This is a genomic window from Sharpea azabuensis DSM 18934 (assembly GCF_000702165.1).
Classification (GTDB): Bacteria; Bacillota_I; Bacilli_A; order Erysipelotrichales; family Coprobacillaceae; genus Sharpea; species Sharpea azabuensis.
This window is the reverse complement of record NZ_JNKU01000022.1, coordinates 1-18,847: the sequence shown is the minus strand read 5'-3', so window position 1 is coordinate 18,847 and position 18,847 is coordinate 1. Positions and strand designations below refer to the sequence as shown.

The window sequence follows — 18,847 nt, the reverse complement described above, 5'->3', positions numbered from 1 at the left end:
ATCACTCCTCAACATCATTTTCTATAAAATAATATGTGCGTTCATCACTCAGTGTCTTATCGTACTGATAGTTCATAGCATCAAAGCCTTTTATACCCTCAAGATCTTCAATTCTATTCATTGCCAGATAGCGTACCATTTCACCTCTTGCCATCTTCGCTTTTGTACCTTTGGAAATGACCTTGCCATCTTTATATTCACCAAATACAATCGTTACCATCAGATCTTCATCACTTAGAAAGTTCTCAATACACTTGGCATATTCCTTGCTGGCAAGATTGATAATCAGATGACTCTCATCAATAACTTCTTCGTAGAGCTTATAATCCCAGAACATATAAAGATCTTTATAGCCCTCTATCTTTGTCTTGCTTTGCATTTCTAAGCGATAAGGCGTTACGCCATCAAAGGGCTTGAGGACACCATAGAAGCCTGAAAGAATACGCAAATGTTCTTCAAGATATTGATAAGCCTCTTCACTTAAAATATTGGGGGCAAGATGGCTAAAAGCCAAACCTGTATAGGCAAAAAGAGCTGGTGTCAAATGACCCCTTAAATCCATATCCTGAATACGTTCATAATTCTCTTTCGCTAGCTTGTCATTACATTTCCATAGTTTCTTGAGTTCTTCGAAGCTTAATGACTGAAGATAAGCTAAGATCTTGCTTGTCTCATCAAGAAAGACGGGCAGATGTTGATAGGAGGCATATTCATCATGAACCATTTTCTTTGTCGGTGAGAAGATGATTCTCATAGCACATCCACCATATCCTGAGGATTCTGATCAGGTTTGACTTTCTCTAAAGCTTTGACAATAATGCCCTTCTCATCAATCAGATAAGTACTTCTGACAATGCCCATATAGACTCTGCCATAATTCTTCTTTTCCTTCCAGACATCATACATTTCAATCACCTGGTGTTCAGGATCTGACAACAAAGTAAAGGGTAAATCATATTTGGTCTTAAAATTCTTATGTGCTCTGGCAGAATCTTTTGAAATACCCAAAACAACAGCACCCTTTTCTTGAATAAGCGGATAACGGTCTTTGAAGCCACATGCCTGCCTTGTGCATCCGGCGGTATTGTCTTTTGGATAGAAATATAAAATCACTTTTTGACCACGATAGTCACTTAACTTATGGATCTCACCATTTTCATCCGGTAATGAAAAATCTGGTGCAAGACTTCCTACTTCAAGCATATTTCTTTACTCCTTTTCAAACTGATGGCCATAAATGTAGAGAACACTTGGGTCAAACTCATTGACATTATGCACATTTGTATAACCCATTAACTCACTTAATTGTTCATTCATTTTATTGACTTTCTTGATGACACCCTCAGTGCCTTCTTTCAACAAGCCAGGTAGAATTCCACGTCCTACTGATACAGCATCCGCTCCTAAAGCAAGTGCCTTATAGGCATCATAGCCATCATCAATATGACAATCAACAAAAATCATCATTCCTGTACCCGCTAGCACCTTCTTGATTTGCGGCAAGATAGCGAGAGGCTGAATCGCAAAAGGCATGCGGCCATGATGGTGCGAGATAAAAATGGCATCGACTCCGGCTTCTTTACATTTAAGCGCATCAGTCACACTCAAAACACCCTTAGCGACAAAAGGCACCTTTGAATAGTTGACATAATTCTTAAGATCCTCACATGTCACACTTCCTAGTTCAATCCCATCAACAACATCATACTTGCCATCCTTGCCAAAAACATGATCAATATCAATACCTACAGCAATCGCTCCACATTCATGCGCCTTGTCAATCTGGCGATAGATTTCTTGTTTATCTTTGAATGGCTTAATGATGCGTCCTGTTTTCGCACCGACAGCGGCAATCTTTTCAAATTCATCATCAGGTTCCATGCCTACCCAATTGACAACCTGTAGTTCTTTGGCTGCCTGGGCATATTCTTCCATTGGTGTACGGCCATTTTCTCCAACCTTATTTAAATGAGAAAAAGCTGGCATCATGATGGGTGAGGCAAATGACTTACCCCATAAGTCAAAATGTAAATCTGGTTCAATCGCATCAATAATGCGTTCTTCAATTAAAATACTGTCTAAATAATTTCTCGTATGCCCATTCGCATCAGCAGCATTCTTTGGTGGTTCTGGAATCAGGCCTTCAGGGCCTGGCCAAGGACCAGTTAAATTCATATCACTCATTGTCGTTACCTCTCTTACTGAATTTATCGATAATCTTTTGTGTATTCAAGCTTAATGCATTACCAATTTTCTCAACGTTCTCGCTTAAGCGTTCAACACGTGGTTTGGCACTTTTGGCTACTAGGAGCGTTAGAATACGAATAATCAAGTTCCTTCTTTCGCCATCAATGCCACCCATTGCCTTGACCACTTCAATCATTGCTTTCATATCCATATGAAGAAATTCCTGTAGATTAGTGATTTTGGCCTGCTCAAGCACTTCAAATAATGATTGAACAAACTGTTCACGTTCATCTAAAGGAATTTCGCTTAGCCAGCTATGAAACAGCTCTTCTACTTGTTTGCTTTCTTCATCACGCGTACTGCGGACAAAGTGATCATTACAAACAACCCAGCTAAAGCCAAGATGCTGACCTAAGCCTTCTTCAAATGACTGTATCGTATAATCCTTATGATAATACTCAAAAGTCATACCGATGACTGAAAAACTAGGGGTATAGCTATGAATACGTGACTTTAATGCTGTATAGTGTGGGAAATTGGTCAGTGGAAAACGAAAACCAGGTCCATCAAAATTGTAAATACCAGCGATCTTTTTAGCTTGCTTTTCCTCAAGGCAGCATGCCCCATAGACAGCTAGGTTACCGCCCTTTGAATGACCAACAAGCCAGTAGTGATCAAAGCTGTGATACCATTTTGATAAAATATGTTGTTGAATATAGGCTAAGGCTTTGGTTTGTCCAGATACTGGCATCTTATAAATCATTTCCCAGTTTTCCTTCCAGCCAGCTAGCGAATCATCCGTTCCTCTAAAACTAAAGACATGAAAGCGTGGCATGAAAGTTATCATTAAAGCCGCAAACTGTTCACTTTGTGAAAGTGAATATTCATCCACATAATGATCAAGAACAATATCATGAAAACGTACTGAATTTGCCATCAGCTTGACCATTTCCAATAAATCCGGACTTGTGGACATGTGGGGACGGCTATCATCAATGCCCTTTTCTTCAACGACTAAAAGTCTTCGATAGGCATCTATTAATGTACATGGCTGATCAAGGATTCCTCTAAAATCCACATAGGATAATAAGGCAAAGATCATCGCATCAACTTCATTAAAAGCCATCTTTTTAAATGAACAATCACCTTTAAATCTAATATATGTACAAACATTATCACGTATTTCCATAAGCCCCTCCAAAAAGATTATAGCACAAAGAAAAAGAGGTGGAACTACGACTTGTAGTTCCCCTCACATTATGCATCTAAGTGTAATAATCTGACTGTATCTCTTGCAATCATGACTTCTTCATTAGTAGGAATAACCATGACATCAATCTTAGAATATTCATTAGAGATAATTCTATTTTCGCTAGAATGAATATTATTGGCTTCTTCATCAAGGAAGACAGAAAGTGCTCTTGAGCAGTCATCAATAATCAAACGACGTAAATAAGCCGCATTTTCACCAACACCAGCTGTAAAGGCAATCGCATCACAACCACCTAATTCCACATAATACTGACCAATATATTTAGAAACAATACGAGCATAGAGAAGTGAAGTCAATAAAGCACGTTCACTCTGTTCAGCTGTTGCTTTGCCATCCTTATTAAAGAGGGCATTTTCAACATCACGTGAGTCACTAGAAATACCAGAAACACCCTTCATACCTGATTCATGATTATAGATATATAGGATTTCATCAGGTGTTTTGTTTAGCTTCTTACATAAATAAGGCATAATAGATGGATCAACGGAACCACATCTTCCCCCCATCATTACACCAGCTAAAGGTGTGAAGCCCATTGATGTATCAATGCACTTACCATCCTGAACAGCACTTAAGCTTGCTCCATTGCCAAGGTGACAAACAATGACTCTTGAATGCTTTGGATTGCCAAGCATATCAATCACCTGTTCACTGACATACTTATGGCTCGTACCATGAGCACCATATTTACGTACCTTTAAGTCTGTATAATATTCATAAGGTAATGGATATAAATATCTCTCCGCATCCATTGTCTGATGGAAGGCGGTATCAAATGTAAAGACATGTTTCACACCTGGCAACTTTTTGGCAATCGCACGATAGCCAATTAAGTGAGCTGGATTGTGCAATGGTGCTAATTCTGCAAGTTCTTCGACCTTTGCGATCACATCATCATCGACAACAGCAGAGTCACTAAAGTATGGCCCACCCTGGACAATACGATGACCAACGGCATCAATTTCTTCAAGCTTTTCAACAATACCATCATCTATTAACGCTTTTAAAAGCATATCAACAGCTTTTCCATGATCCGGAATAGGTTCTTCAATAACTTTCTTTTCACCATTATGTTTCATTGTGAAGCTTCCCATGGCTTGACCAATTCTCTCAACAACACCTGAACAAATCACTTCTTCTTCAGGCATTTTAAACAACTGGAATTTTAATGATGAGCTTCCAGCATTGACTGACATTATTTTAGACATGTATAAATCCTCCTAACAACTTAATCTTTATTCTACTAGAAGCGCTTACACTTTTCTATAGGAATTTTCATTTTTTGCTTTGTTTTCAACTTTTCTTTGCATTTATATGCTTCAGATACTGATATAATGCAAGATTTGTTTTGTCATTCAGTGCTTTAGCTTTTAAATAGGTACTTCCTCCATCATCCTCATCCATTTCACCCGCAACATCTACACCAATGACCTTCTCTTTTTGAAAAATCATGTCAAGTATATGAAAGAGTGTTGTCATACGCATATGACCTTGTGACCAATTCGTCAAAGCATAATGTTGACTTAAGACATCTTTATCAATGGAAATATAGAAAGGTACCTGATGACAGATATTTTTTCCTTTTCTTGCCAGCTTCCCTTCTCTTAATTCTTCTTCTGAAATCGTGATCAGCTTAGAAGAATGAACAGGTATTTCATTAATATGACGCTGGCTTGCCCCAACTAAGATAAGCTGAACAAGATAGTGATTCTTAAGAAGGACTTCTAGTGCCCAGCTGCCACATGTCGTCATATCAGCTAATGAAGATGGCTGCATGTCATTATGATGATCAAAGAGAATTAATGAAAAAGGTCGATGGATTCTTTCAACAAAGAACTCCGTCACATAATGATAATCCCCTGAATCAATAAAATGTATGCCAGAAATAGGATAACGGGCAAGGCGCTTTCTTAATTCCTTCTTGCTTTCATCACTTAAATACATTTTGACTGAATGCATATCACTCATATCTAAGTGGGCAAAATCCTGTTGGATGGGTTTTGTAGGCTGATAGATATGCGTGAAATCTACTAATAGATTTCTATTCATATCAAATCCCTCCTAGTACGATATTATAGCACTTTTTGTAAAAAAAGAACGACTAGAATAAGTCGTCCTCTTCATCATTCTTATATGTTGAGTCAATGACAATTGTTTCCTTATTGGCAACTGCTTCATCAATCTGTGCTTGATAATCCCATTCACTTTCATAAGCTTCACAACGATAGCTCTTGGGTTTCGTAGCTGGGTTATGAGGTGTAAAGATTGTACAACAATCTTCAAATGGACGAATGGAAATATCATATGTTCCAATTTCCTCTGCAAGCTTGATGATTTCAAGCTTATCCGCACAGGCAACAGGGCGAATCACCGGTGTATTGATGACTTCATTTATAACCTGCATGGAATCGAGTGTCTGGCTTGCCACCTGACCAACAGATTCACCATTAACAATAGCCTTGCAGTTTCTTTCCTGTGCAACTTTCTGGGCGATACGATACATCATGCGACGCATGATGGTAATAGCGTACGATTCATCAGCATGATCATAAATAGAAAGCTGTATTTGCGTAAAAGGAATAATATGTACAGTAATCTTGCCATGACCATAGTTTTTCATGACATCAACAAGATCAAGCACTTTCTCACGGGCTTTCTCATTTGTATAAGGTGGTGAAGCATAGTGAATGCATTCAATATCAATCCCACGTTTCATCATCAGATAACCTGCAACTGGTGAATCAATGCCACCTGAAAGCATCAACAGTGCCTTCCCGCCAATGCCTACAGGATATCCCCCAGCTCCAAGTACCACATTGTCCATGACATAAGCATAATCCTTACGATATTCTACCTTAACAAGAATATCGGGATGATGGACATCAACACGTAAGTCTTCTTTTGTCGTATTGTGGAACACATAGCCTGCAATTGCCTTATTCATTTCCAATGATGTCATAGGGAAGCTTTTGTCATTTCGTTTTGTATCAATCTTGAAGCTCATGCCTTCATCATGATTAATGATATAGGCAGCGACTTCTTTGACCTTTTCGAGATCTGCATCAACCTTATAACATAATGAGAAGGAATGGATCCCAAAGACCGTCTTAAGCTTGTCCATGACACCTTGAGGGTCACTGCCATTAAGCATGATATATAAATGATCATAGGTCAGCTGATAGGTCAGTTTGTCAAAGTCTTTTAAGATTTCTTTGGTATTATTTAGTAGTTTTCTTGTAAAGTTTTTTCTGTTTTTGCCTTTGGTTGTCAGTTCACCAAAACGCACAATAATATGATTTGGAATCATCTTTCTACCTCTGTTTCTTGACATTCTTCAGGCTTTCATCCAAGGCCTTTAGGAATGTATCGATTTCTTGTTGAGTCGTTAAATGGGAAAAGGAAATACGTAATGCACTCTTTGCAATTTCATCATCTAAATGCATTGCCGCAAGTGTATGCGAGACATCCGTATGCTTGCTTGAACATGCGCTTTTTGTCGAAATATAAATATCATATGTTTCTAATGCATGGACAAGAACTTCAGGCTTATAGTGAGGAATACTGATACTGAGGATAAATGGTGAACAGTTTTCAACTGGTGAATTGATCACAATACCCGGACGTTTTAAAAGCTCACTTCTTAAATAGTGGTTAAGTTTGCTCACATAGGCATAATGTTCTTCTCTTGCTTCTAAAGCAAGACGCATTGTCTTCGCAAAGACAATTTCATTCGCCGCATTGCTTGTGCCTCCTCTTAAGCCAAATTCCTGCTGTCCGCCATTAATAAGTGGGACGAGAGAAGTATTGTGCTTCTTGTATAATAAACCGCTTCCCTTTAAGCCAAAGATCTTATGGGCAGAAAAGCTCGCAAGATCAATATCATCAAGAACAATCGGCAATTTGCCCAAAGCCTGAACACAGTCGACATGGTATTTTGTCTTAGGATTCTTTGCATGAATGATGGAGGCAATTTCATGAATGGGATTAATCACCCCAATCTCATTATTGACATACATCGTTGAGACAAGAATCGTATCATCACGGATAAGATGACGTAATTCATCAAGATCAAGTGCACCCTGATGATTAACATGAAGATAATCGACTTCAAAGCCAAACACATCAGCCAGTTCTTTAAAACTATTCGCCACAGAGCTATGTTCAATGGCAGTTGTAATGATATGTTTGCCACGATTCATATATTGAAAGGCTGTCCCTTTAATCGCCAAATTATTAGCTTCAGATGCACATGAAGTAAAGAGCACTTCATCACTTCTGACATTGAGCATCTTGGCGATATGACTGCGGCTTTTTTCAATTAATCCGCTTACTTCATAACCAGGCGCATAGGCCGAATCTGCATTAATGAAATATTTATTTAAGAGTTTTATATATGTCTCCTTAATTTCTGGAGCAAGTGGTGTTGTTGCCACATAATCTAGATATATCACTTTATCCACTTCCTTAATCGTTCTTATTGTACACTATTTTTATCTTGTGACAACAAAAATGTCTTAGCGAGTTGGAATGTCTTGCTGTCTATGATATTTCCCATTATGATAAAGGAAGAGAGGGAGGATTAATATGATTGGCTTAATAATCGCATTAATCATTTTTATCATCTTACTTATAACAATCATCTTGAACTTCAAGAAAATCATCCAATGGCTCAAAGACTTGTAGAAAAAAGGCTTCTATTTTAAATAGAAGTCTTTTCATTATGCATAATATAATCTCTTATCGTACGATATTCAGCCAATCCCTTATCAATCACTTCAACCTCAAAGCCATGTTCAAGAAGTTTTGTTTCAATGGATGATTTCTTAAACTGCTTCACGTCATGAGCAACATGATGACCTGCACTCATCATTAATGGTAAAAGAATGATCTTTTGTTTTGTATGAAGTGTAGGCATAAGATCATCGATAGAAGGATGACCATGCATTAAGACAAGATGGACATTAGTTGTTTGCTGCTTCATAAAAGCAGCTTCAAGAAATGCATAAAGCTTATTTGTATGAGGAGAAGAGCCATGGCCAACAAGAAGATAGGTCTGATTGGGTTTAATGGCATATTCCCTTGTAAGCATGCGGGCAAGTGAAGAAAAATCACTATTTTCATGAAACAATGGCTTTTCTATGACAAAGCGCTTGAAGAAGGCTTCATAAGGAATAATTGTAGTAAGGAAATGGTGATAGATATCACCAGGAATGACAAATGTATTATAGATATGAAGATCATCAACACCAAGCTCCAGCATTTTCTTCATGGCTTCATCAAGAGAAAGCATATTGTTTCCAACAATTGTCTTCTTAGAAACAAAGCAAGCAAGGACAATTTCTGCCCTTTGCTTATTTTCTTCATAGAGAAGATCGAGTGAACGTGCTTTTGCTTCCTGATCTAGTGTGCCATGACTGACAATTAATATCCCTTTCATTATTTGAGATTGTTGGAACGGTCATAACGTTTGCCGCCCCAGTACATTGTCGTTGCAATTTCAGCCTTAGGTCCTGGTGTCACATCTTTCATGAGATATTCATAGAATGTCTCAAAGCCGGTACGGTCTACAATATAACCAACATGTTCCTTGCCATTAGGCGCATCTTTAGAAATGTATTCTTCAATATAGGCATAAAGATTATGTCCCATCTTTAATACAGAGTCTTCATCAATCCATCTTGCAAAATCTTCTGCCAGTCTTGGATTGACCTTACCCGTACGTCCCATTAAGACAACACGGAAGTAGTGTTCCTTACTTCTTGTCCAGGCACGTGTTGGACAATAATGAACACAGACACCACAACCAATACATAAATCTTCATCACGTTTGACTTTACCATTCAACATGGATAAAGCACCAACTGATCTCTTCTTGCACCATTTCACACACTGTTCGCAGCCAATACAGCGATCAGGATCATATTGTGGTTCAGTCATGCCAATGACCCCAATATCATCCATTCTTACCTTGGCACAGTCATTTGAACAGCCCGTAAAGGCAATCTTGACATGGCGGTTATTAGGGAAGATAACATCTTCCATCTTTCTTGCCAGCTCCGTTGTATCATAACAGCCAAAAGGACAAAGACGAGCCCCTGGACATGCCACAACATTTCTTGTACCGCTCGCAGGATAGCCTGTTTCATCATCAACCTGATTAGTCCCAATAGCTTCAATAATGGACTGAAGCTCTTCCTTAACAGCATCAACATCTTCCCATTTAATACCAGGAATTTCGATACCCTGACGGTTTGTCAAAAAGATCTGACCATTACCATATTTTTCTGCAATTTCTGTTACTTTAACAAGGCTTTTCGCATCAATCAGGCCACCAGGTATACGCACACGTGACGCTGTTTCCCCTCTGACCTTGGAGATACGAAAGGCATTTTTCATCATTTTCTTTGCATTAACATCTAATCCCATATTCTCGCTCCTCCTAGTCTATTAAGCCCTTTGATTCAGTATAGTTAAAGACCGGTCCATCAATACAGACATATTTTTCACCAATACGGCAATGGCCACATTTACCAAGTCCACAGCACATCTTACGCTCCTGAGAAACCCAGATATTTTCTTCCTTGAATCCTTTTTCAAGCAAGCCCATGACAGAAAAACGCATCATTGCAGGAGGACCAACAACAACAGCCTTTGCGGTATTGACATCTTTAATAGGTAAATCTGGAATATATTTTGTAACTAGGCCAATATTGCCCTGATAGCCTTCTTCTGCTCCATCAACAGTTAGGATGAGATTCATCTTTTCATCCCATGCTTTTAAATCATCTCTAAAAAGCATATGTTCAGGACTTCTAAAGCCAACAATCGCATACTTATTTTGAGGATCAGCACTCTGGCTTAAAGCATCAATAACACCTCTTACTGGTGATACACCTGTACCACCTGCCACAACTACTGTTTCCCCATCATTATAGAGGTCAACATCAAAACCATTACCATATGGACCTCTAAGAAGCAGAGAATCACCAACATATTTTTCAAAGACTTCATTTGTGACAACACCCACACGTCTAATTGTCAGATCAACATAGTGATCACCAATTCCACTTACTGATATTGGAGCTTCGCCAAATTTAGGAATGGATACTTCAAAGAACTGACCGGGCTTAACATCCCCAGTAAATTCTAAACGGAATGTATATTCAATATCAGTATGTTTAATGACATCTAATACTTTAGAGGGAAAAGGAATATATGCATTTTCCATGACTATTCTGCCTCCTTCTTAATTTCTGCATCAAGCTTATTAATAAGCGTTGAGAATGAGATATATTCAGGACAAACGGCATCACAACGCCCACATCCTGTACACATGTTGTAGCCAAAGCGGGCTTTAAAATCATTCACTTTATGTAGGACTTTAAAACGCATACGTTCGCCTTTAGGCTGACGATAGCTACCTCCTCCAGCAACATTCGTATAACCATCAATCATACAGCTTGCATTCACACGACGGCGTTCTCCAACTTTGCCTTTCGCATCGTAGAATGTGTCCTGCATGGTGAAACAAGTACATGTTGGACATACTAATGTACAGCGACCACAGCCAATACATCTTGCATCATACTCACGCCACATATCTGATTTATAAATTGACAAAGGAACACGATCAGGAACATTAACCTTTGTCTCATTTTCAGTCACATAACTTACAGCAACATCTTCTTTTTGACCAACAAAATAAGATGTGAAAGCATCATCTTTGATTTCACTCGCAAACTCGTCATCCCTTGGTTCTATCGAGAAAACATAGCCATCATCAATCTTATTGGCTCCCATTGAAACACAGAAACAATCCTTATAGGAATGTGTACAGCCAATTAAGACAAAATGCACATGTTCACGAATACGGTTATAGAAGAAATCTTTTTCTTTACCATTTCTTAAATACATATCATCAAGTCTTCTTAAGCCATGTAAGTCACAGCTTCTTAAGAAAACAAGGACGTCTGATAAATCCTTATCAGCTACCTTTGTTTCATTTTCCGTAAAATAGAATAATGTTTCTGATAAAGGCAAGAGAATTTCTTTAAAAGAGTAATCGGATTTTAACTCTAATTCAATGTCATCAGCATTCTTGACAAAGTCATAACGCACAATATCTTCATCAAGACAACGTCCCTCTCCTTTTTTCAAAACTGGTGCATATAAACGATAATCTTTAGAAAGCTTTTCTATTGTCTTTGAAAAGTCTTCCTTATTCATAACAAACCCCATATTTTCCTCCTATTGAATAATAACATATTGATAAAGCAAACTAGGATCTTCAATTTTCTTCATGCCAACATGAAAGATACGGCGTAAATGCTCTTGATGGTTGATAAAATCATCCGGTGCTTCCACCTGTAATACCTGACCTTGATCAAGCAAAATGAGCTGGTCGCTCATTGAAAAACTCAGTGGTAAATCATGATTAATGAGAACAATTCCCTTCCCTGCTCTCTTGAGCGATTGCAGAATCTGCATCAGCTCATGTTGGCTTATCAGGTCAAGATAAGTACCAGGTTCATCTAGTAGCAAGTAGTCACTTCCTGTAGCAATGACCATTGCGAGAAAAGCACGTTGTCTTTCTCCTAAAGACAATTCATCAAGAAAACGATCCTTCAGTAGATCAACATGTGTAGCCTTCATAGCTTCCTCAACAATTTGTTTGTCTTCAACGCTTAAAGTATGACTATAGCCAAGATATGGAAATCGGCCATGACTTACTAATGTTCTAACTTGCATGGCAGGAGAACTTTGTGCCTGAGGCAAGTAAACGATTTTTTGTGCGCGCTGACGTGCTGGAAGCTCTTTCAAACTCTTTCCATCTATTAAGATAACACCTTTATATTCAGTTAGACTAGTCAAACATTTCTGCAGAGTCGATTTCCCAGCCCCATTCTGGCCAATTATCGTCACTATTTCACCTTTTTTTAATGTGAGATTTTTTATATATAGGACTTGACGATTGCCATATTTCACGACTAAGTCATGCATCTCAATCATAATTTCAGTCTCCTCTTCTTATGAATCAGCAGATAAATAAAGAATGGCGCACCAATCACACTCAACAATAAACCCACTGGTAATTCATAGGGATAAAAGAGATACTTCGCAAGCAAGTCTGAATAAACCAAGAAACTGCCCCCAAATAAACCACAAACAACAATATTGACTTTCGTATTGGCCTTCGTCAGTCTTCTGACAATATGCGGAACAATCAGCCCAACAAAACTGATTAGCCCACTTATAGCAACACTGACACCACTTAAAAGTGCAACCAAGATAACAAGGATAAAGCGAAGACGTTCAACATGAATACCTAAACTTGTTGCCATTTCATCACCTAAAAGCAATAAATCAATCCCCCGGCTTAGTTTTAATAAAATGACTACAGCTATAATAATGACAGGCAGGGCAAAATAAAGCTGACTTATAATAACTGTTGAAAAACCTCCGAGATTAAAAGCCACTTTATCTCCCACTGTTGCTGGAAAGAAAGTGATCATTGCATTCACAAAACCACTCATTAAACTGCTCACAGCAAGCCCGGCAAGTACTAAAGTCGTCTTGCTGACGCCTGCCTGATGACTTATGCCATAAACTGCTAGTGCACTGACCAATGCACCAATAAAGCCAAAAAACATCCGTGCATGCAAAAAATAAGGAAAAAGCAAAGCAGCCAATAAGGTGAAGAAGCCAGCACCAGCATTAATGCCAATCACACTTGGTGAGGCAAGTGCATTATTAAGTGCACTCTGCAATGTCAACCCAGCAATTGCCAGAGCGGCACCGACAAAATAAGCCGCCAAAAAACGTGGTAGACGTACTTTATACAAGATAATCTTAGCGCTTTCATCAATTGAAAGAGTAAAGAGCTGGCTTACATGAAAAGATAAACCAGCTACTAAAGAAATGATCAAGGCAATGATACTGACAATCATGCCAACACAAATCATCTTTTTAAGCGAGATAGTCATAGAGATACTGATAAGCCTTGTCCCATTTCGCATTAGGTTTGAATTGGAAATAGTTCTTAGGCAATACTTTCACATGTTTATTTTTCAAAGCGCTAAGCTGATCCCATCCAGGCATTGCGGCAATCTTATTGTAAGCTTCCTGTGCCTGCTTTTCTTCTCCTTGATAGACTACAAAGATATAGTCAGGATCCTTCTTCATGATTTCTTCAACATTAATATCATCAAGGGCGCTGTCATCCTGAGCAATATTGACCATATTCATATCATTGGCTATTTCACAGGCGAAGTAAGCATTTTTTAAGACTTTGTTTTTCATTGACGATACGCGAAGCATTAAATAAGTTTGTTTCTTAAAATTCACTTTCTTTTTAATTGCTTCAATGCGCTTTGATACATCAACAACATTCTTCTCATAAAGATCTGAGCGCTTATTCATTTTAGTGAACTCTTTCATATATTTGTCATAGTCCTGAAAATTATCCACGTTTACACTTTTCACTTTTACATGAGCATCTGAGAGCGATTTTTTCACTTTTTGTTGGGTTGGAATATCGCCTGTAAGTAGGACAAGACTTGGCTTTAAGGCAATGATTTCTTCAACACTTGGACGCATTAAAGTCCCGACAACTTTAATCTTCTGACCAAGATCCTTTCCATCATCCGTGATTCCAGCAAGTTTGCCCCCTGAAAGCATCCACATCTCCCCCAGTGATCTTGAGCATGCCACAACATTATGGGGGCTTGTATTTTGTTTTGTTGATTTCTTTGTGCATCCCGTAAGCATCAATGCACATATAAGTACAGCAGTATAAATTCTCTTCTTCATAAGTTCCTTCCTTTTTACTTAGTATACAAAACATCACGATTGATCACAACAAAAAAAGGAGCTTAAGCTCCTTCTGTTGCAGCTGTTTCCTGTTTCTTAATCAAACGTTCATAAGATCCTGGCTGAATTTTTTCAATGATATCAACAGCCGTCTGTAAAGCCTTTGTATATTCGCCATTTCTAAAGAGCACTTCGGCCTTTGTAAGTTCTGTATTCACTTCTAGATATGTCGAACGATAGCGATTACCATAAACAATTGCCTCTTCAACCATTTCAGCTGTTACAACAAGATTATGGACATTGTCATATAGTTTATAAATAATATCCTTTGCATCCTTGACTTTTTCAGAAAGTTCTTCAACACTAATTGGACGACGATTTCTAAAAGACTGGATACCGCTAGCTTTTGCATAGGACTCTTGAATATAATCTTTATAAGAATCATTAATCATTGGTAAATGACGATTCTTGATTTCACTCTTTGTTTCTAATAAGACAATATTGATATTTTCAAGTTCTTCAATAGCTTTCTGTTCCGTCTTGTAGTAAGCATTGCGCTGAGCATTGAAGTCAGCAATATGATCACTATGTTCTTTAACATCTTCATTAAGCTTTTCTACTCTTAATAGTGCATCACTATAGGAGAAGTGTCCAGAAATAATTTCTTCTTCAATTTGTTTATAGCTATCATAGAGAACCTTGAATTCACGGTATGTCTTTTTTAATGTCACTTCATTTTCATTAATAATATAATAAGTCGAAAGCTTATCAAGATCAGTTAAGGCCTTCTCATATTTTTCATTGACATCTTCATAGACCTGCTTACACTTCATCCATGCTTTCTGGAATTTCACAAATGACTCTCTTTCAGTATTCAAATCAATAGCGAGTGATTCAATATGATCTGTTAAAGTTTCAAGCATGACGCCTGCTTCTTGAATTTGGACATCTTTGACTAATGCCGTACTCTTTGAAAGCTCATCTACAATTGTATCATAACGGTTTTCAACATCGAACTTTTCTAATGCATATTCATCATCAGCCAATTCATTAATCATTTTTTCGATATCATGAATTTTGCTTGGTAAAAGCTGTTTGACAACAGAAACATAGGAAGGCAAGTCTTTCATGCTTTCAGAAAGCATATTAATACGTTCATCAAGTTCATTCGTAAATGTCTTAGCATCGGCAAATAACTGATTATTCATCATGCCTTCAAGCTTCACAAAATCATCATCAATATGCTTAAAGATATCAGCAAGTTCAGGTACAAAACTTTCAACCTTTACACGAATGCTGTCATAAGCATTAACTACAGTACGATATTTTTCTTTGACCTTAATGATTTCTATACGTTGTTCATTCTCGATTTCCGTAACTTTTTCAATTTCTGCAAGCAATGCCTTTGAATCACGATCATATTCATCCGCCATTTCTTTTAGCTCATTGATTTTATGTCCTACCCCACGTATTTTCCCATAGAACAATTGTTCATCAACATCATTCATCAGTACACCAAGCTCATTTTGCTGGAATTCCGAAAGACGTTCAAATTCAGCTGCAAAGCTCGTATATTTCACTGCCACTTCACTCATGTTTTTAGCAATTGACTTAACTCTGCCTAAACGATATTGAATCGGCAAAGACTTAATGCCATTCACATGATTTTCTATTTCAACAATTTCCTGACGATAGACTTTTAAACGTAATGAGCGATAAATAATAATGGCAATAATGAGAAGAACAATGATAATGCCAATAATAATCAGGTTACGATAACCCACAACCGCTATAATATGATTAATATATGAAGAAACACTTGCCATAAATCCAACCTCTTTCTATATATAGCTAATCATACCATATTTGTTATGTATTTTCATCAGCAAATCATTTACATCAATCATCTTTTCTCTCAAAACGATATTTTTGATGAATTTCAGGATATTTCTCATGATCCACTTCACTCATAAACATCTCTAAAGGACGTACATATAATCCTTGATCACCATAAAGTGCCTGATAAACCATCATTTCTTCACGTGTTTCTGAATGTGTAGCTATCCCAATAATACGATAAAGATAAGTTGTTGTCGCTGGATCAACCGTTTCTCTTTTGAAATGCTGGACGATATCGCCTTCTTTAAATGTTCGCATTATTTCACCCCCTTGCTTATATTACCTAAAATAGGCGATGAATTGAAGAAAAATTCATTGACACAGCAGTAAAAAACGGTATAATGTTGCTTGCAGTATGAATAGCGGTACATAGGAGTTTTACAGCTATGTTCTCAACTTAAAGGATGTCTAGTAGTCAACCGCTGACCAACGGCTTTATGGGAACATTCGTAAAATAGAATATGAACTCTACTTATTGCAAATATACAATAAGGAGGAAACGTGAATGGCACGTTACACAGGTCCAGTTTGGAAGAAGTCTAGAAGATTAGGTTTCTCAGTATTGGAAAATGGAAAAGAATTAGCAAAGAGACCATATGCTCCAGGTCAGCATGGTCAGGGAAGACACAAGATGACTGAATATGGCTTACAGTTAGCTGAAAAGCAGAAAGTAAGACATATGTATGGTTTAAATGAAAAACAGTTCCACAACACTTACAACAAAGCAACTAAGATGGAAGGCGTACAAGGTGCAAACTTCTTATTCTTACTTGAATCAAGATTAGATAATGTTGTATATAGAATGGGATTTGCTGCTACAAGAAGACAGGCTAGACAGTTAGTTAACCATGGTCATATCTTATTAAACGGCAAGAAGAACAACATCCCTTCTACTATTGTTAAGCCTGGTGATACAGTATCTGTAAAAGAAAAATCATTACAGTTAGATGTTATCAAGAACGCATTAGAAGCACAGACTGCAACTTTAGGTTTCGTTGAAGTTGATGCTGACAAGAGAACTGGTAAATATGTAAGACTTCCTGAAAGATCTGAATTAAATCAGGAAATCAACGAACAGTTAATTGTTGAATACTACAACAGACTTGGTTAATTCTCAAAGGTTCCATCAATTTATTTGGTGGGCCTTTTTCTTTTAAAATAGGTAAAGGTGGAATAGATATGAATATAAAGGATAAAGTAAGTCAGCGCATCATCAATATCAAACCTTCAGGAATAAGAAAGTTTTCTGACTATGCGCGCACTTTTGATGATGTGATATCTCTAGGCGTTGGTGAGCCTGATTATGATACTCCTAAGGACATTTGTGATCAGGCAATCAAAGCTGTTCAGGACGGCAAAACACACTATACTGCCAATCGCGGCCTTTTAGCATTGCGTCAGGCTATCTGTCATTACTATAAAGAGCGTTATGGTGTTGAATATGATGCCAATAAGAATGTCATTGTAACAACTGGTAGTAGCGAAGGAATCGATCTTGCCATCAGAACATTAATTGATCCTGGTGATGAAATCATCATTCCTAACCCTGGCTATGTAGCTTATGAATCAGCCATCAGGGCTGCAAATGGTAAAATGGTTTTTCTTCCTCTTGATGAAGAACATCAGTTCAAGATCCAGCCAGAAATACTTGAAGCAACCATAACAAAGCAAACAAAAGTCCTTCTCATGAATTATCCTAATAATCCTACTGGCGCAATGATGACAAAGGAAGAACTTGCTCAGCTTGTACCCATTATTAAAAAGCATGAACTGATTGTCATCAGCGATGAAATCTATTCAGAATTAAGCTATGATCATGATTATTGTTCACTGGCTTCTTTCAATGAAATCAAAGATCAGGTCATTACGATCAATGGTTTCTCAAAAGCCTTTGCGATGACTGGCTGGCGTGTGGGATATTTACTTGCCCATGAAGACTTGACTGACGAAATAGTGAAGATTCATCAGTTTGGTGCTATTTGTGCAAATACCCCTGCTCAATATGGTGCCCTGGCTGGCTTAAAGTCTTGTGAAAATGATGTTGTAAACATGCGTGATGATTATCGTCGTCGTCGTAACTTTCTGGTTGCTCGCTTAAATGAGATCGGCTTGCCAACCTTCATGCCCGAAGGCGCCTTCTATACCTTCAGCAATATTACTTCTACACACCTTTCTTCCTATGATTTCTGTGTTGAACTTGTGAAAAAAGAACGTATTGCGCTTACCCCAGGAAGTGCATTTGGCAGTGGCGGTGAAGGTTATGTTAGAATCTCCTATGCCTATTCACTTGATGAGCTAAAGAAAGCAACAGATAAAATTGAACACTTTATGAAAACATTTAAGTCCATCGATTAAGATGGGCTTTTTCTATGGATAAATTATCATAACAAGTGCAACACATGAAAAGTTCATAGGAATTATCTATGCTACTATGTGAGTGACCAAAAAAAACATAGAATGGAGATAAGCCTATGAACTATAACCATATTAACATAAATGAGCGTTCCTGCATCTATCAATTTCTCACTCTGGGCATGAGTATACGCGGGATTGCAAAGGCACTTCATAGAAGTCCTTCCACCATTTCCCGAGAGATAAAAAGAAATTCATACCGTACCTGGAGCAATTTCAAGGAGCATGATAGATATATTCCTGTAAAAGCCCAGGAAAAATATGAAG

General features: G+C 37.8%; 20 protein-coding genes. 3 read left to right on the top strand and 17 right to left on the bottom strand.

Annotated elements, in window-relative coordinates; translation table 11 throughout:
• Position 1: 1 nt before the first annotated feature.
• The 17 genes from yaaA to T529_RS0105600 all read right to left on the bottom strand — a co-directional run bounded on the left by yaaA (position 2) and on the right by T529_RS0105600 (position 16,426).
• Positions 2 to 754, bottom strand: coding sequence for a peroxide stress protein YaaA (gene yaaA, locus T529_RS0105680; RefSeq protein ID WP_033162651.1), 753 nt, complete (start codon positions 752 to 754; stop codon positions 2 to 4).
• Positions 751 to 1,203 carry a thioredoxin-dependent thiol peroxidase gene (gene bcp / locus T529_RS0105675; protein WP_033162650.1) on the bottom strand — a complete coding sequence of 151 codons (453 nt, stop codon included), beginning with the start codon at positions 1,201 to 1,203 and terminating at the stop codon, positions 751 to 753. Before bcp ends, yaaA begins: the two co-directional genes overlap by 4 nt.
• 6 nt (positions 1,204 to 1,209) lie before the next feature.
• Positions 1,210 to 2,184 carry an alpha-hydroxy-acid oxidizing protein gene (locus T529_RS0105670; protein WP_202962270.1) on the bottom strand — a complete coding sequence of 325 codons (975 nt, stop codon included), beginning with the start codon at positions 2,182 to 2,184 and terminating at the stop codon, positions 1,210 to 1,212.
• The gene (locus T529_RS0105665; protein ID WP_033162649.1) at positions 2,177 to 3,376 is read right to left on the bottom strand and encodes an Mbeg1-like protein; all 1,200 of its coding nucleotides are present in this window, start codon (positions 3,374 to 3,376) and stop codon (positions 2,177 to 2,179) included. Before T529_RS0105665 ends, T529_RS0105670 begins: the two co-directional genes overlap by 8 nt.
• A 68-nt stretch (positions 3,377 to 3,444) precedes the next feature.
• The gene (locus tag T529_RS0105660) at positions 3,445 to 4,668 is read right to left on the bottom strand and encodes an acetate/propionate family kinase (protein ID WP_033162648.1); all 1,224 of its coding nucleotides are present in this window, start codon (positions 4,666 to 4,668) and stop codon (positions 3,445 to 3,447) included.
• A gap of 85 nt (positions 4,669 to 4,753) precedes the next feature.
• Positions 4,754 to 5,509 carry an arginase family protein gene (locus T529_RS0105655; RefSeq protein ID WP_033162647.1) on the bottom strand — a complete coding sequence of 252 codons (756 nt, stop codon included), beginning with the start codon at positions 5,507 to 5,509 and terminating at the stop codon, positions 4,754 to 4,756.
• Between the two features lie 52 nt (positions 5,510 to 5,561).
• Positions 5,562 to 6,767 (bottom strand): tRNA uracil 4-sulfurtransferase ThiI, encoded by a 1,206-nt coding sequence (thiI, locus tag T529_RS0105650; RefSeq protein WP_033162646.1) that lies wholly within the window; start codon positions 6,765 to 6,767, stop codon positions 5,562 to 5,564.
• 4 nt (positions 6,768 to 6,771) lie between these two features.
• Positions 6,772 to 7,911, bottom strand: coding sequence for a cysteine desulfurase family protein (locus T529_RS0105645; protein ID WP_033162645.1), 1,140 nt, complete (start codon positions 7,909 to 7,911; stop codon positions 6,772 to 6,774).
• Between the two features lie 248 nt (positions 7,912 to 8,159).
• Positions 8,160 to 8,897 carry a sirohydrochlorin cobaltochelatase gene (locus T529_RS0105640; protein ID WP_033162644.1) on the bottom strand — a complete coding sequence of 246 codons (738 nt, stop codon included), beginning with the start codon at positions 8,895 to 8,897 and terminating at the stop codon, positions 8,160 to 8,162.
• Positions 8,897 to 9,886: a sulfite reductase subunit C gene (gene asrC / locus T529_RS0105635; RefSeq protein WP_033162643.1), complete on the bottom strand. Its 990-nt coding sequence runs from the start codon at positions 9,884 to 9,886 to the stop codon at positions 8,897 to 8,899. Before asrC ends, T529_RS0105640 begins: the two co-directional genes overlap by 1 nt.
• 13 nt (positions 9,887 to 9,899) lie before the next feature.
• A complete protein-coding gene (asrB, locus tag T529_RS0105630) occupies positions 9,900 to 10,688 on the bottom strand; it encodes an anaerobic sulfite reductase subunit AsrB (protein ID WP_033162642.1) in 789 nt (262 codons plus the stop codon).
• 2 nt (positions 10,689 to 10,690) lie between these two features.
• Complete coding sequence (asrA, locus tag T529_RS0105625; protein ID WP_033162641.1) at positions 10,691 to 11,698, bottom strand: anaerobic sulfite reductase subunit AsrA; 1,008 nt, start codon at positions 11,696 to 11,698, stop codon at positions 10,691 to 10,693.
• Between the two features lie 9 nt (positions 11,699 to 11,707).
• Positions 11,708 to 12,469, bottom strand: a complete 762-nt coding sequence (locus T529_RS0105620) for an ABC transporter ATP-binding protein (RefSeq protein WP_033162640.1) — start codon at positions 12,467 to 12,469, stop codon at positions 11,708 to 11,710.
• Positions 12,466 to 13,443, bottom strand: coding sequence for a FecCD family ABC transporter permease (locus T529_RS0105615; protein ID WP_162172990.1), 978 nt, complete (start codon positions 13,441 to 13,443; stop codon positions 12,466 to 12,468). Before T529_RS0105615 ends, T529_RS0105620 begins: the two co-directional genes overlap by 4 nt.
• Positions 13,427 to 14,269 (bottom strand): ABC transporter substrate-binding protein, encoded by an 843-nt coding sequence (locus T529_RS0105610; RefSeq protein ID WP_033162639.1) that lies wholly within the window; start codon positions 14,267 to 14,269, stop codon positions 13,427 to 13,429. The genes T529_RS0105615 and T529_RS0105610 overlap by 17 nt, the downstream gene beginning before the upstream one ends.
• 62 nt (positions 14,270 to 14,331) lie before the next feature.
• Positions 14,332 to 16,095, bottom strand: a complete 1,764-nt coding sequence (locus T529_RS0105605) for a septation ring formation regulator EzrA (protein WP_033162638.1) — start codon at positions 16,093 to 16,095, stop codon at positions 14,332 to 14,334.
• Positions 16,096 to 16,168: 73 nt separating this feature from the next.
• Positions 16,169 to 16,426: a DUF1653 domain-containing protein gene (locus T529_RS0105600; RefSeq protein ID WP_033162637.1), complete on the bottom strand. Its 258-nt coding sequence runs from the start codon at positions 16,424 to 16,426 to the stop codon at positions 16,169 to 16,171.
• Positions 16,427 to 16,673: 247 nt separating this feature from the next.
• Between T529_RS0105600 and rpsD the strand changes: the two genes are divergently transcribed.
• The 3 genes from rpsD to T529_RS13345 all read left to right on the top strand — a co-directional run.
• Positions 16,674 to 17,279 carry a 30S ribosomal protein S4 gene (gene rpsD, locus T529_RS0105595; protein ID WP_033162636.1) on the top strand — a complete coding sequence of 202 codons (606 nt, stop codon included), beginning with the start codon at positions 16,674 to 16,676 and terminating at the stop codon, positions 17,277 to 17,279.
• Positions 17,280 to 17,347: 68 nt separating this feature from the next.
• Complete coding sequence (locus tag T529_RS0105590) at positions 17,348 to 18,523, top strand: pyridoxal phosphate-dependent aminotransferase (protein ID WP_033162635.1); 1,176 nt, start codon at positions 17,348 to 17,350, stop codon at positions 18,521 to 18,523.
• Positions 18,524 to 18,639: 116 nt separating this feature from the next.
• A partial coding sequence (locus tag T529_RS13345; protein ID WP_033162634.1) for a helix-turn-helix domain-containing protein occupies positions 18,640 to 18,847 on the top strand: 208 nt, incomplete at its 3' end.